Source organism: Kluyvera sp. (assembly GCF_965301105.1).
In genome coordinates, this window is sequence record NZ_CBDKZX010000090.1 from 1 (window position 1) to 14,845 (window position 14,845).

Sequence of the window (14,845 nt, forward strand, 5' to 3'; positions counted from 1 at the left end):
AAACCAGGGTAGCCAGTTTTTTCATGTTCATATCTAAGATGTCCTGTAGTGTCGTTTGTTACTGCTTTTTGTTGTCCACCAGCACCGCCAGCAAAATGACGACTGCTTTAACGATCATCTGGTAATAAGAAGAAACGCCTAACAAGTTCAAACCGTTGTTCAAGAACCCAAGAATCAGCGCACCGATAAGCGTGCCGACGATACGACCCTTACCGCCCGCCAGGCTGGTACCGCCCAGTACTACCGCCGCGATAGCATCCAGCTCATAGCCGGTACCCGCAGTCGGTTGTGCCGAGGAGAGGCGCGCCACTTCAATAATACCCGCCAGCGCCGACAGTAACCCGCACAAAGAGTAGACGATAATTTTGACTTTATTGACGCTAATACCGGAAAGACGCGTTGCCGCTTCGTTACCGCCCAGCGCATAGATATAACGACCCAGACGCGTGTGGTGCAGCATGTACCACGCCGCGAGGAAGACAATCGCCATGATCCACACCGGCGTTGGGATACCCAGCGGGCGGCCAATACCGAACCAGCCAAACACGTCGGCGTTGTCGGTAAAGCCGGTATTGACCGGACTACCGTTGGTGTAGACCATGGTCACACCGCGCAGCAGCAGCATCATCACCAGCGTAGCGATAAATGCCTGCACCCGCCCTTTAGCAACAATCACGCCGGTAACGGCCCCAATTGCGGCACCTAATGCGAGTGCGGCAGCAACCGCCACCAGCGCATTAACTTCGATGCCCACAATCGAGGCGGCGACCGCGCCGGTCAACGCCAGCAGGGAACCGACGGACAGGTCGATCCCCGACGTTAAAATGACCAGCGTCATCCCAACCGCCATGATCGCATTCACGGAGGTTTGCTGCAGGATGTTGAACAGGTTATTGACGGTAAAAAAGTTGGGGCTCATGGTCGAGACAATCGCTATCAGCACCAGCAGAGCTATCAGCGATTTTTGCTCCAGCAGCCATGCTTTAGTGAAATAGCGGCGACCCGCCACAGACTGGGTTGTCATCTTTTTTACTCCTGGTTCACGCGGTTAAGCTTGCCCACAGCGGCAGCCATTAATACTTCCTGGGTGGCCTGCTCGCGTGAAAACTCACCGCCGAGATGCCCTTCATGCATCACAATAATGCGATCGCTCATCCCCAGTACTTCCGGCATCTCCGAGGAGACCAGAATAATGCTCAGGCCGTCGGCCTTGAACTGGTTGATCAGCTGATAAATCTCTTTCTTCGCCCCCACGTCGACGCCGCGCGTCGGCTCATCGAGGATCAGTACCTTCGGGCGGGTCATCAGGCCGCGCGCAATGGCGACTTTTTGCTGATTACCGCCGGAAAGCAGACCGATCGCTTGCTCCATGGAAGGCGTTTTGACGTTAAACAGACGGATAAAATCGCTCACCGCCTGCTGTTCGTCTTTATGCTTCAAACTACCGCCAGCGCGGCTGAAATAACGCAGCGCCGTCAACGACATGTTCTCTTTCACCGACATGCCCAGCACCAGGCCATCACGCTTACGGTCTTCGGAAATATAGACAATGCCGTTCGCCAGACCATCCTGCGGTGAACGCGTCACCACTTCATGGCCGTCTAGCGTCACGTAGCCGCTGGTTCGCGGCAGCGCACCGTACAGCACTTTCATTAATTCGGTGCGCCCGGCGCCCATCAGCCCGGCCACGCCAAGAATTTCACCTTTGCGCAGGGTAAAGGAGACGCTGTTCACGCCAGGCCCGCACAATGCGTCCACCTTCAGGCGGATCTCACCCGGTTCTTTGTCCAGATGCGGGTACTGATCTTCGAGTTTGCGGCCGACCATCATCTCAATCAGCAGATCTTCATTCAGGCTGGCGACTTCGCGTTCGGCAATAAACTGCCCGTCGCGGAAGACGGTCACGTCGTCGCAGATCTCGAAGATCTCTTTCATACGGTGGGAGATATAGACAATGCCGCGCCCCTGTGATTTCAGCTCGCGGATGACGCGGAACAGGGATTCGGTTTCAGTATCGGTCAGGGCATCGGTCGGTTCGTCCATAATGATGACCTTCGACTCAAAGCTCAGCACTTTGGCAATTTCCACCATCTGCTGATCGCCGATAGAGAGGTCACCCACCAGACGGTCGCTCTTAAAACGCAGATTGAGTTTGGCCAGCAGGATATCGGCCTCGGCATACATCTTCTTCCAGTCGATTTTGCCAAAGCGATTCACAAACTCACGGCCAAGGAAAATGTTCTCGGCAATCGTCAGCTGTGGAATCAGGTTCAGCTCCTGGTGGATGATGCCGATACCGGCTTCCTGCGAGGATTTTGGGCCGTTAAAGGTGGTCTCTTTACCCAGCCATAACAAAGAGCCAGCGTCGCGGGTGTAGATCCCGGTCAGCACCTTCATCATGGTGGATTTACCCGCGCCGTTTTCGCCCACCAGCGCCATCACGCGGCCAGCGTAGACGTTCAGCGCGGCGCCAGCTAGCGCCTTCACGCCCGGGAACGATTTATCGATCCCTTTCAGTTGTAAGAGTGCGTCCATGATGGCCTCAGAAGGTGACGCCAGCACAGAGAATGATATTCGCATACGGGGAACACTCCCCGCTGCGAATCACCGCCTGACTGTCTGCGGTTTGTTGTTTGAACTGCTCATGTGAGACGTAACGAACGTCAATGCTATTTCCCTGGTGTTGCTGCAGCTGCTCAAGGTGTTTGAGCAACGTTTCGTGAAGCTGCGGATTATGGTGTTGAATTTCCGCGGCGAGAATGGCGGCCTCGACCTGCATCTCTTGCGTCACCACGCCCAACACCTGCATGAAGGTGGGAACGCCCTGGGTTAGCGCCATATCAATGCGCGCCGTGCTACGAGGGATGGGTAAACCCGCATCGCACACCACCAGCGTATCGGTATGGCCCAAACGGGAAATAACCGACGAGATTTCAGAGTTGAGTACCGTGCCTTTCTTCATTTTGTTTTCTTGCTCCACTAGCGAAACGTTTCGCTGTCATAAGTGTAGTCTGAAGAACGCGCAGAAAACCATCACCAGGTTATAGAAATGTGATCGCCATCGAAACGTTTCGCGAAAAGAGAAAAGGGGATAAAAAAACGCCCTCCGTCAAAATGAGGGAGGGCGTTGATGGCGTTAGATTTCGACCTGGGTGCCCAGCTCGATAACGCGGTTTGGCGGGATCTCGAACTGGTCCGGCGCGCGCAGCGCGTTACGCTGCAGCAGCAGATACAGCTTGCCGCGCAGACGTAGATACCATGGCCGTTTGCCGACGATCAGCGACTCATGCGACATAAAGAACGACGTCTCCATCATCCGGCAGCTTAAGCCTTCCAGACCGCAGCGGTGGAACACCTCTTCCACGTTCGGGGTTTCACGCCAGCCGTAGCTGGCCACCACGCGCCAGAAGGTTGGCGACAGCTGCTCAATCTGCACGCGACGCACATTGTGCACGTACGGCGCATCTTCGGTACGCAGTGTCAGCAGAATGACGCGCTCATGCAGCACCTTGTTGTGCTTGAGGTTATGCAGCATGGCAAACGGAATGACGTTCAGCGCGCGCGACATATAGACTGCGGTGCCCGGCACGCGAACCGGCGGCGATTTCTCCAGCGAGGCGATCATCGCTTCCAGAGAGTTGCCGTGTTCGTGCATGCGGCGCAGCAGGCGGAAACGCTCGCTTTTCCAGGTGGTCATGATGGTGAGCATGATCAGCGCCAGCGTCAGCGGCAACCAACCACCGGAGACTATCTTATCCAGGTTCGCCGAGAACAGCGGAATGTCGATGCACATAAACGCCACAAACAGCAGCGCAACCAGGAACTTATTCCAGTGCCAGTTTTTACGCGCCACGGTGGTGAACAGAATGGTCGTCAGGACCATCGTCCCGGTAACCGCAATCCCGTATGCCGCCGCCAGATTTGAGGAGTGCTCGAAGCTGACAATCACAATAACCACGGAGATATACAGCAGCCAGTTGATGAACGGGATATAGATCTGCCCCGATTCCATCTCTGAGGTATGAATAATGCGCATCGGCGACAGATACCCCAGACGCACGGCCTGGCGCGTCAGCGAGAAGACGCCGGAGATCACCGCCTGAGAGGCGATAACCGTCGCCAGGGCAGCGATAATCAGCATCGGAATCAACGCCCATTCGGGCGCCAGCAGGAAGAACGGGTTCTTAATCGCTTCCGGATGCTTGAGCAGCAACGCGCCCTGACCAAAGTAGTTCAGCACCAGTGACGGCAGCACCACCGAGAACCAGGCCAGGCGAATCGGCAGTTTCCCGAAGTGCCCCATGTCGGCATACAACGCTTCCACTCCGGTAATCGACAGCACCACCGCGCCCAATGCGATAAAGGAGACGGTTTTGTATTGCAGGAAGAAATTCACCGCCCAATAAGGGTTCAACGCCTGCAACACTTCCGGGTTGGCGATAATGCTGCGCGCGCCGAGGCCTGCCAGCAGCAGGAACCAGATGAGCATAATCGGCGCAAACAGTTTACCGACCATGCTGGTACCGTGTTTCTGAATCGCAAACAGCAGCGTCAAAACAATAATGGAGATGGGAACCACCCAGGTATCAAGCTGGGGGGCGATGATTTCCAGACCTTCTATCGCCGACATCACCGAAATCGCCGGTGTGATGACCACTTCACCATAGAAGAAGCTGCCGCCAATCAGCCCGAGAATCACCAGTACAGAAGTCATGCGCGCGGACGTATTACGCCCCGCCAGAGACATCAGCGTCAGTATCCCCCCTTCGCCGGCGTTGTCCGCCCGCATCACGAAGGTGATGTATTTGAGAGATACCGTTAACAGCAATAGCCAGAAGATTAATGACAGAAAGCCAAAAACCGCGTCACGTTCAACGCCAAAACCGAACTGGCCAGATAAACATTCACGAAGCGTATAAAGAGGGCTGGTACCAATATCGCCGTATACCACGCCAATTGCAGCGAGTGTAATCGCTGATAAAGATTGTTTATTATCAGTGCTCATAGACTAGTCTTTCGTTTATGAAACAAATGTGTGCCTAGTCCCTTGGCCCACGAAAAGCGCACAGTATGCACGATTAGCGTCAAAATCGTACCCCTTAATCACGTCATATTAACCTGCCTCAAGAAATTGCGAGGTACTATTCAGGCTATTCACCTAAAGACTTAAACGTCTATACTCAGCCAGTTAGCTGATTAAACGGCGAAAGGACGCAAGTTAATTATGGCCCAACCACATTTATTAGCAGAAAGAATTTCGCGGCTGAGCAGCGCGCTGGAGAAAGGGCTATTTGAACGTAGTCACGCTATTCGCCTCTGCCTGCTGGCAGCCCTGAGCGGCGAAAGCGTCTTTTTACTTGGTCCACCGGGGATCGCGAAAAGCCTGATTGCCCGCCGCCTGAAGTTCGCCTTCCAGCACGCCCGCGCGTTCGAATATCTGATGACCCGTTTCTCTACGCCGGAAGAGGTCTTTGGGCCGCTCTCTATTCAGGCGTTAAAAGATGAAGGCCGCTATGAGCGCCTGACTGCCGGCTATCTACCTGAGGCTGAGATCGTCTTCCTTGATGAAATCTGGAAAGCGGGCCCGGCCATCCTGAACACCTTGCTGACCGCCATCAACGAACGTCACTTCCGCAACGGCGCCAGCGTGGAAAAGATTCCCATGCGCCTGCTGGTCACCGCCTCGAATGAATTGCCGGAAGCCGAAAGCAGTCTCGAAGCATTGTACGACCGCATGCTGATTCGCCTGTGGCTCGATAAAGTGCAGGATAAGGGCAATTTCCGCTCGATGCTGATTAGCCAGCAGGATGAAAACGACAACCCGATTCCGGCCAATCTGCAGGTTACCGACGAAGAGTACTTCCAGTGGCAGAAAGATATCGGCAACGTGAAGCTGCCGGATGCGGTGTTTGAACTGATTTTTACCCTGCGCCAACAGCTGGATAATCTACCAAATGCGCCTTACGTTTCCGATCGTCGCTGGAAAAAGGCGATCCGTCTGCTGCAAGCCTGCGCTTTCTTCAGCGGCCGCGACACGATCGCGCCTATCGATCTGATCCTGCTAAAAGAGTGCCTGTGGCACGATGCGGAAAGCCGAAATCTTCTTCAACAACAAATAGATATTTTGATGACCGGGCATGCATGGCAGCAGCAGGCCATGCTCAACAAGCTGGGCGCCATCACCCAGCAGCGCCTGCAAATTCAGCAGCAACAAAGCGACAAAACCGCGCTGAAAGTCACCCGTCTGGGCGGCATGTTTAGCCGCAAACCGCATTATGAGCTGCCGCCGGAGATTCAAACGCCAACGGTGACCCTGCTGCTCCAGCAGCCGCTCAAGCTGCACGATATTGAGGTCATTCACATTACTTTCGAGCGCCAGGCGCTGGAAAACTGGCTGGAGAAGGGCGGCGAGATTCGCGGTAAGCTCAACGGTATCGGTTTTGCGCTGACGTTAAATATGGAAGTGGATGCAGCACAGCATCTGGTCGTGCGCGACATCAGCCTTCAGGGTACCCGTCTGTCCCTGCCGGGTTCGGGCTCAGCAGAAAGTATGCCGACCGAGATCCGCCAGCAGCTGCTCGCCTTAGATGAAGAGTGGCACCAGCAGCATAACCGCTTTAGCGAGCAGCAAAAATGTCTGTTCATTCATGACGAATGGCTGGGACGTATCGAAGCCAGCCTTCAGGACGTGGCCGCACAAATTAAGCAGGCGCAGAGTTAATGCTGACCATCGATACGCTCAACGTCATGCTGGCGGTCGGCGAAGAGGGGATGATCGAAGAGATGATCATCGCCCTGCTGGCTTCCCCGCAGTTGGCCGTGTTCTTTGAAAAATTTCCACGCCTGAAAAGCGCCATTACCGACGATCTTCCCCGCTGGCGCGAAACCTTTAGAAACCGACTCAAAGGCGCCCCGGTGCCACACGAGCTGGAAGAGGAGGTCATCTGCTATCAGCAGAGCCAGATACTCTCCACCAGCCAGTTTATCGTTCAACTGCCGCAGATTCTGGCGCTACTCACTCGCGTCCAGTCGCCTTTTGCCGCTCAGGCTCAGCAGCTGGCGGCAAATAACGCCACTTTTACCCCTGCGCTACACACCCTTTTCCTGCAACGCTGGCGCTTAAGCCTGGTGGTTCAGGTCACCTCCCTCAATCAGCAGCTGCTGGAAGAAGAGCGTGAACAGTTATTGAGCGAAGTACAGGAACGGATGACGCTAAGCGGCCAGTTGGATCCGGTGCTGGTGGAAAACGATAGCGCCGGTGGGCGACTGTGGGATATGAGCGCCGGACAACTTAAGCGCGGCGACTATCAGCTAATTGTGAAATACGGTGAGTTTCTCAGCCAGCAGCCAGAGCTGCTGCGCCTGGCCGAGCAGTTGGGCCGTTCGCGAGAGGCCAAATCAGTGCCGAAGAAAGATTCCCCCATGGAGACTTTCCGTTCACTGGTGCGCGAGCCCTCCACCGTGCCCGAGCAGGTTGATGGCATCCAGCAAAGCGACGATATTCTGCGTTTATTGCCGCCGGAGCTGGCAACGCTTGGCATCACCGAGCTGGAATATGAGTTTTACCGGCGGCTGGTGGAGAAACAGCTGCTAACCTACCGTCTACACGGCGACGCCTGGCGCGAGAAGGTGACCGAGCGTCCGGTCGTACATCAGGACGTTGATGAACAGCCGCGCGGGCCGTTTATTGTCTGCGTGGATACGTCCGGCTCGATGGGCGGCTTCAACGAGCAGTGCGCCAAAGCGTTCTGCCTCGCGCTGATGCGCGTGGCGCTGGCGGATAACCGTCGCTGCTACATTATGCTGTTCTCCAGCGAAGTGGTGCGCTACGAGTTAACCGGGCGTCAGGGGCTGGAGCAGGCGATCCGCTTTTTAAGCCAGCGCTTTCGCGGCGGTACCGATATGGCCAGCTGCTTCCGCGCCATTATCGAGCATCTGCAAAACCCGCAGTGGCAGGATGCCGACGCGGTGGTGATTTCCGATTTTATCGCCCAGCGGCTACCGGATGAGGTGGTCAAAAAGGTGGGGGATCTTCAGCATAAACATCAGCATCGTTTTCACGCGGTGGCGATGTCCGCTCATGGCAAACCCGGGATCATGCGCATTTTCGATCATATCTGGCGCTTTGATACCGGGTTAAGAAGCCGCCTGCTGAGGCGCTGGCGGCGTTAGATTGGGTTACAGCAGAGCGGAGACGCTTTCACGTACCTGAGCCGGCCATACGCCGCACTGTACCTGGCCGATATGGGGCAGTTGCAGCAACAGCATCGTCAGACGAGACTGACCAATACCGCCGCCGATAGTCTGCGGCATTTCACCACGCAGCAGCGCCTGGTGCCACTCCAGCTGTAAACGATCTTCGTCGCCGGTGATCTGCAGCTGATGTTTCAGCGCTTTCGCATCCACGCGGATCCCCATAGAAGAGAGTTCAAACGCGTCTTCCAGCACCGGGTTCCACACCAGAATATCGCCGTTCAACCCCGTCAGGCCGGAGGCGGTCTGGGTGCTCCAGTCGTCATAGTCCGGTGCACGTACATCGTGGCGCTGACCATCGGACAATTTACCGCCGATACCAATCAGGAACACCGCGCCCAGTTCTTTGGCGATGGCGCGCTCACGGCCTTTTGCATCAAGGCCCGGATAGCGGCTCAGCAGCGTTTCACTGTGCACAAAGTGAATTTGTTCTGGCAGGAACGGTGTCAGCCCAAACTCTTTGCTTACAGCAGCTTCGGTTTCTTTAATGCCCGCCCAAATCGCCTTTACGGTACTTTCCAGCGTGCCGGCGTGGCGTTCGTCATCCCCCATCACACGTTCCCAGTCCCACTGGTCAACGTAAACGGAGTGAATCGGAGATAGTCGGTCTTCATCGGGGCGAAGGGCCTTCATATGCGTGTACAGCCCTTCGCCCGCGCTGAAGTCGTGTTGTCCCAGGGTTTGACGCTTCCACTTCGCAAGGGAATGAACCACTTCGAACTGGGCATCTGGCAGTGTTTTCACTTTCACCTGAACCGCCTTCTCGCAACCAGACAGGTTGTCCTGTGTCCCATCCCCCACGCGGCTTAAGATCGGCGCCTGGACTTCTACGAGCCCTAGCTTCTCTTCCAGCTGACGGGAAAAATAGGATTTAACGAAACTGATCTGGCGTTGTTTTGCGATGTATGCGGTTTTCATTATTTTTACTCCTGCGTCCTGTTGCAATTGATTAAGCAACAAAACAGGCCCGCAATTCAATAATCAAACAACAAAAAGCCTTATCGACTTTTGATTCATTAAAAATAAAGGCTAAAATAGAGGTAATCATTAATCTTCATAAGAAAAACCTATGGAAAATTATCAGATCGACAATCTGGACCGCGGCATTCTTGAGGCCCTGATGGCCAACGCCCGTACCGCCTACGCGGAACTGGCTAAGCAGTTCGCCGTCAGCCCGGGCACCATCCACGTACGCGTAGAGAAGATGAAACAGGCCGGGATCATTACCGGCGCGCACGTCGACGTCAGCCCCAAACAATTAGGTTATGACGTGGGCTGCTTTATCGGCATTATTCTCAAGAGCGCGAAAGACTATCCGTCGGCGCTGGCACGGCTGGAAAGCCTGGATGAAGTGACCGAGGCGTACTACACCACCGGGCACTACAGCATCTTTATTAAGGTAATGTGCAAATCGATCGACGCCCTCCAACAGGTACTTATCAACAAGATCCAAACAATTGATGAAATTCAGTCCACCGAAACGCTGATCGTCCTGCAGAACCCGATCATGCGTACCATCAAGCCGTGATCGCTTTTTTTAATCCCACATTTTTCCACAGGTAGATCCCAGCTCGCTCACAGCGTACAATGCGCCTTCTTTATAAAGGTGGGCGAGCATGGCAGACATCACTCTAATCAGCGGCAGCACGCTTGGCAGTGCTGAATATGTTGCGGAACATCTGGCGGAAAAGCTGGACGACGCTGGTTTTTCCAGCGAAATGCTGCATGGCCCGATGCTGGATGAGGTTCCTGCTGAGGGGATCTGGCTGGTGATCAGCTCTACACACGGTGCAGGCGACATTCCTGACAACCTGCTTCCTTTATATGAAGCATTATGCGAGCAGAAACCGGATCTCTCCCGCGTTCGCTTCGGTGCCGTTGGTATCGGTAGCCGTGAATACGACACATTTTGCGGCGCTATCGACAAACTGGAAGCTGAACTGAAGGCTTGTGGCGCAAAACAGGTTGGCGAAACGCTGCGGATCAACGTCCTTGAACATGAGATACCGGAAGATCCGGCTGAAATTTGGCTGGGATCATGGCATCCATTGCTCAGAGATTTGTAAAGATCGTACTTTTTTATGTGGATAACTCTGGTTAAAAGCTTGGATCAACCGGTAGTTATCCAAAGAATAACCGTTGGCTAGTTTTTGAGTTGTGTATAACCCTTCACTTTGATCCCAGCTTATACGGACCAGGATCACCGATCATTCACAGATAATGATCCGTCTTAAACGGTTGATCTTAATACCCGGATCGTACTTATCCACAAAGGTTGGCGATCCTAATAAGAGATCACAATAGAACAGATCTCTAAATAAAAAGATCTTCTTTTTAATAGCCCAGGATCCCAATGCTTTCTCGAAAGACTAAAGTTGAGTAGAATCCACGGCCCGGGCTTCAATCCATTTTCATACCGCTTTACGCGAGGCAGACCACCATGTTTTATCAGGATCCTTTTGACGTCATCATCATTGGCGGGGGTCATGCAGGCACTGAGGCCGCGATGGCCGCAGCGCGAATGGGTCAGCAGACCCTGCTTTTGACACACAATATCGACACTCTGGGGCAGATGAGCTGCAACCCGGCGATTGGCGGCATTGGGAAGGGACACCTGGTAAAAGAAGTGGATGCGCTCGGCGGCCTGATGGCAACGGCGATCGACCACGCCGGCATTCAGTTTAGGATACTAAACGCCAGTAAAGGCCCGGCCGTTCGCGCCACTCGCGCTCAGGCGGATCGCGTGCTCTATCGTCAGGCGGTCCGTACTGCACTGGAGAACCAGCCTAACCTGATGATCTTCCAGCAGGCGGTTGAAGATCTGATTGTCGAAAACGATCGTGTTGTTGGCGCTGTCACCCAGATGGGCCTCAAATTCCGTGCAAAAGCGGTCGTGCTGACTGTCGGGACCTTCCTGGACGGCAAAATCCATATTGGCCTGGATAACTACAGCGGTGGCCGCGCTGGCGATCCGCCATCTATCCCACTGTCCCGTCGCCTGCGCGAACTGCCGCTGCGCGTCAGCCGCCTGAAAACCGGGACGCCGCCGCGAATTGACGCGCGCACCATCGATTTCAGCGTATTGGCTCAGCAAAACAGTGATGACCCAATGCCGGTCTTCTCGTTCCTTGGCGAAGTGTCTCAGCACCCGCGCCAGATGCCGTGCTACGTCACGCATACCAACGAGAAAACCCATGACGTGATCCGTAATAACCTCGATCGTAGCCCGATGTATGCTGGCGTGATCGAAGGCATCGGCCCGCGCTACTGTCCGTCGATCGAAGACAAAGTCATGCGCTTTGCCGATCGTAACCAGCACCAGATCTTCCTGGAGCCGGAAGGGCTAACCTCCAACGAAATTTACCCGAACGGTATCTCCACCAGCCTGCCGTTTGACGTGCAGATGCAGATCGTCCGCTCGATGCAGGGTATGGAAAACGCGAAAATCGTCCGTCCAGGCTATGCTATTGAGTACGATTTCTTCGACCCGCGCGACCTGAAACCGACGCTGGAAAGCAAATTTATCCACGGTCTGTTCTTTGCTGGCCAGATCAACGGCACCACCGGCTACGAAGAAGCCGCGGCACAGGGGCTGCTGGCGGGTCTGAACGCCGCACGGTTGTCCGCCGATAAAGACGGCTGGGCGCCGCGTCGCGATCAGGCTTATCTCGGCGTGCTGGTGGACGATCTCTGTACGCTGGGGACAAAAGAACCGTACCGCATGTTCACCTCCCGCGCCGAATATCGTTTGATGCTGCGTGAAGACAACGCCGATCTGCGCTTGACCGAAATCGGTCGCGAGTTGGGGATGGTGGATGACGTTCGTTGGGCGCGTTTCAACGAGAAGCTGGAAAACATCGAGCGCGAGCGCCAGCGTCTGAAGTCGACCTGGGTAACGCCATCGGCGGAATCAGCAGCCGAAGTGAATGCTCACCTGACTGCACCGCTGTCTCGCGAAGCCAACGGTGAAGATCTGCTGCGTCGTCCGGAAATGACCTACGAGCAGCTGACCTCCCTGACGCCGTTCTCTCCTGCGCTGAAAGATGCTCAGGCGGCAGAGCAGGTGGAAATCCAGGTGAAATACGAAGGTTACATCGCGCGTCAGCAGGATGAGATCGAAAAACAACAGCGCAATGAAAACACGCTGCTGCCGGCCACCCTCGACTATCGTCAGGTTAACGGGCTATCGAACGAAGTCATTGCCAAGCTCAACGATCACAAACCGGTTTCGATCGGCCAGGCGTCGCGTATCTCCGGGATCACCCCGGCGGCGATCTCGATTCTGCTGGTATGGCTGAAAAAACAAGGTCTGCTGCGCCGCAGCGCCTGATTACCGCCCAGGCGGCTCTTCTGGCGAGCATCTTACGCTCGCCCACTTGATTCATCGGCCCGGTACGCGTCATGCTACCGGGCAGTTATTTTCTGATAGGGTCATCAACGTGCTCAACAAACTTTCTCGTCTGCTGGATGAAGCAGGTATTTCGCTCACCGATCACCAGAAAAATCAGCTTGTTGGCTATGTCGATATGCTGCACAAGTGGAACAAAGCGTACAACCTGACGTCGGTACGCGATCCAAACGAGATGCTGGTGCGCCACATCCTCGACAGCATCGTGGTGGCGCCGTCGCTGAAAGGTGAACGCTTTATTGATGTCGGCACCGGGCCGGGCCTGCCGGGAATACCGCTGTCTATCGTTCTTCCGGATGCGCACTTTACGCTTCTCGATAGTCTGGGCAAGCGCGTTCGCTTCCTGCGCCAGGTTCAGCATGAGCTTGCGCTGACTAACATCACGCCGGTGCAGAGTCGTGTTGAAGAGTTTCCGGCCGAGCCGCCGTTTGATGGCGTTATCAGCCGCGCCTTCGCCTCGCTGAACGATATGGTGAGCTGGTGCCATCACCTGCCGGGTGAAGAAGGTCGTTTTTATGCACTTAAAGGCCAGTTGCCTGAAGATGAGATTACGCAGCTTCCGCCGCAGTTCAGCGTCGAATCCATTGTGGAATTGCGGGTTCCTCAGCTGGAAGGGGAGCGTCATTTGGTGATTATTGCACCAAAGAAAATTTAATATTTATCAAAAAAAGTAGAAAAAAAATGCGGTCTCTGGTGTTAACAAATTGGCGACACTACGCGCCAGTGACTCGCTTAATTTAACTCAGGTTTAACGTGTTTTTATCTTCTCAATAACCAAGCTTTTTTTGTTAATGATGAAAATAGTAAACATGGAAAATATCAGCGTGCTATAAGTCATCATGTTAGCCATTTTGTCATGTTAATAAGTTATTATGAATGTCAATGAATGGTTTTTGTTCTGTTTCTACCTGTTTTTAAAAGAGTGCTCTGATTTCGTCTTAGATATCAAAACGATGAGATGTCATCTTTTGCTACGTTGATACAGATGATGAGCGCTAAAATGTTTAATATGTGATCTCGTGCACGCTTTGTAACCACTGTTTTAGCTGTATTTGCAGTTTTGTACGATCGTTCACACTTTGGCGAAAAGTGGAAAAATAGCGTGAATGAAAAATATTTAAATATTTATTCACGTTTTGGCTACTTATTGTTTGAAATCACGGGGCGTCACCGTATAATTTGACCGCTTTTTGATGCTTGACTCCGAGCTTTAAAGAACGTTTTATACGACACGCGGCATACCTCAAAGGGAGCAGGAGTAGAAACGTGATGTCTATGTCGCTCGTGAGTCGAAACGTTGCTCGTAAGCTTCTGTTCATTCAGCTTCTGGCAGTGATAGCAAGCGGATTGCTGTTCAGCCTAAAAGACCCCTTCTGGGGCATCTCCGCCGCGTGTGGAGGCCTGGCAGTGTTACTGCCTAATATGTTGTTTATGATTTTTGCCTGGCGTCACCAGGCGCATACACCCGCGAAGGGCAAAGTGGCCTGGACGTTCGCCTTCGGTGAAGCGTTTAAGGTGCTAGCGATGCTGGTGTTACTGATTGTGGCGCTGGCGGTTTTAAAGGCGGTATTCTTACCGCTGATCGTTACATGGATTTTGGTGCTAGTGGTTCAGATACTGGCACCCGCTGTAATTAACAACAAAGGGTAAAAGGCATCATGGCTTCTGAAAATATGACGCCGCAGGAATACATAGGGCACCACCTGAATAACCTTCAGCTGGACCTGCGTACTTTCTCGCTGGTAGATCCGCATAACCCCCCAGCCACCTTCTGGACGCTCAATATTGACTCCATGTTCTTCTCGGTGGTGCTGGGTCTGTTGTTCCTGCTTATGTTCCGTAGCGTTGCCAAAAAAGCGACCAGCGGCGTACCAGGTAAATTTCAGACCGCGATTGAGCTGGTAATCGGCTTCGTTCATGGCAGTGTCAAAGACATGTACCATGGCAAAAGCAAGGTTATCGCCCCGCTTGCCCTGACTATCTTCGTCTGGGTCTTCCTGATGAACCTGATGGACTTACTGCCTATCGACCTGCTGCCGTATATTGCTGAGCATATACTGGGCCTGCCGGCGCTGCGCGTGGTTCCGTCTGCGGACGTAAACATTACCCTGTCTATGGCACTGGGCGTGTTTATCCTGATTCTGTTCTACAGCATCAAAATGAAAGGCATCGGCGGCTTCACGA

At 54.0% G+C, this 14,845-nt stretch carries 13 protein-coding genes; 8 read left to right on the plus strand and 5 right to left on the minus strand.

Going from position 1 to position 14,845, the window contains the following annotated elements:
- Positions 1–58: 58 nt before the first annotated feature.
- The 4 genes from rbsC to kup form a co-directional block, all read right to left on the minus strand.
- Positions 59–1,024: a ribose ABC transporter permease gene (rbsC, locus tag ACW14G_RS19920; RefSeq protein ID WP_065357329.1), complete on the minus strand. Its 966-nt coding sequence runs from the start codon at positions 1,022–1,024 to the stop codon at positions 59–61.
- A 5-nt stretch (positions 1,025–1,029) separates the two neighbouring features.
- Positions 1,030–2,535 carry a ribose ABC transporter ATP-binding protein RbsA gene (rbsA, locus tag ACW14G_RS19925; protein WP_163449489.1) on the minus strand — a complete coding sequence of 502 codons (1,506 nt, stop codon included), beginning with the start codon at positions 2,533–2,535 and terminating at the stop codon, positions 1,030–1,032.
- A gap of 7 nt (positions 2,536–2,542) precedes the next feature.
- On the minus strand, positions 2,543–2,962 hold the full coding sequence (gene rbsD, locus ACW14G_RS19930; RefSeq protein ID WP_163449488.1) for a D-ribose pyranase: 420 nt from the start codon (positions 2,960–2,962) through the stop codon (positions 2,543–2,545).
- Positions 2,963–3,136: 174 nt separating this feature from the next.
- On the minus strand, positions 3,137–5,005 hold the full coding sequence (gene kup / locus ACW14G_RS19935; protein ID WP_163449487.1) for a low affinity potassium transporter Kup: 1,869 nt from the start codon (positions 5,003–5,005) through the stop codon (positions 3,137–3,139).
- Between the two features lie 219 nt (positions 5,006–5,224).
- Between kup and ravA the strand changes: the two genes are divergently transcribed.
- Positions 5,225–6,721, plus strand: a complete 1,497-nt coding sequence (gene ravA / locus ACW14G_RS19940) for an ATPase RavA (protein WP_064540571.1) — start codon at positions 5,225–5,227, stop codon at positions 6,719–6,721.
- Entirely contained in the window at positions 6,721–8,172 is a 1,452-nt protein-coding gene (gene viaA / locus ACW14G_RS19945; protein ID WP_163449486.1) for an ATPase RavA stimulator ViaA, read from the plus strand. The genes ravA and viaA overlap by 1 nt, the downstream gene beginning before the upstream one ends.
- Before the next feature lie 6 nt (positions 8,173–8,178).
- Here viaA and asnA read toward each other — a convergent pair whose 3' ends face one another.
- A complete protein-coding gene (gene asnA / locus ACW14G_RS19950) occupies positions 8,179–9,171 on the minus strand; it encodes an aspartate--ammonia ligase (protein WP_065357333.1) in 993 nt (330 codons plus the stop codon).
- Positions 9,172–9,322: 151 nt separating this feature from the next.
- On the opposite strand from asnA, the gene asnC reads away from it, so the two are divergent.
- From asnC to ACW14G_RS19980, 6 genes are all read left to right on the plus strand, one after another.
- The gene (gene asnC / locus ACW14G_RS19955) at positions 9,323–9,781 is read left to right on the plus strand and encodes a transcriptional regulator AsnC (RefSeq protein ID WP_035893632.1); all 459 of its coding nucleotides are present in this window, start codon (positions 9,323–9,325) and stop codon (positions 9,779–9,781) included.
- A gap of 88 nt (positions 9,782–9,869) precedes the next feature.
- The gene (mioC, locus tag ACW14G_RS19960; protein WP_163449343.1) at positions 9,870–10,319 is read left to right on the plus strand and encodes an FMN-binding protein MioC; all 450 of its coding nucleotides are present in this window, start codon (positions 9,870–9,872) and stop codon (positions 10,317–10,319) included.
- Positions 10,320–10,693: 374 nt separating this feature from the next.
- A complete protein-coding gene (mnmG, locus tag ACW14G_RS19965) occupies positions 10,694–12,583 on the plus strand; it encodes a tRNA uridine-5-carboxymethylaminomethyl(34) synthesis enzyme MnmG (protein ID WP_163449342.1) in 1,890 nt (629 codons plus the stop codon).
- Between the two features lie 109 nt (positions 12,584–12,692).
- Positions 12,693–13,316, plus strand: coding sequence for a 16S rRNA (guanine(527)-N(7))-methyltransferase RsmG (rsmG, locus tag ACW14G_RS19970; protein WP_163449341.1), 624 nt, complete (start codon positions 12,693–12,695; stop codon positions 13,314–13,316).
- Positions 13,317–13,930: 614 nt separating this feature from the next.
- The gene (gene atpI / locus ACW14G_RS19975) at positions 13,931–14,311 is read left to right on the plus strand and encodes a F0F1 ATP synthase subunit I (RefSeq protein ID WP_163449340.1); all 381 of its coding nucleotides are present in this window, start codon (positions 13,931–13,933) and stop codon (positions 14,309–14,311) included.
- An 8-nt stretch (positions 14,312–14,319) separates the two neighbouring features.
- Positions 14,320–14,845, plus strand: a 526-nt coding sequence (locus tag ACW14G_RS19980) for a FoF1 ATP synthase subunit A (RefSeq protein ID WP_455648738.1), incomplete at its 3' end; no start/stop codon positions are given.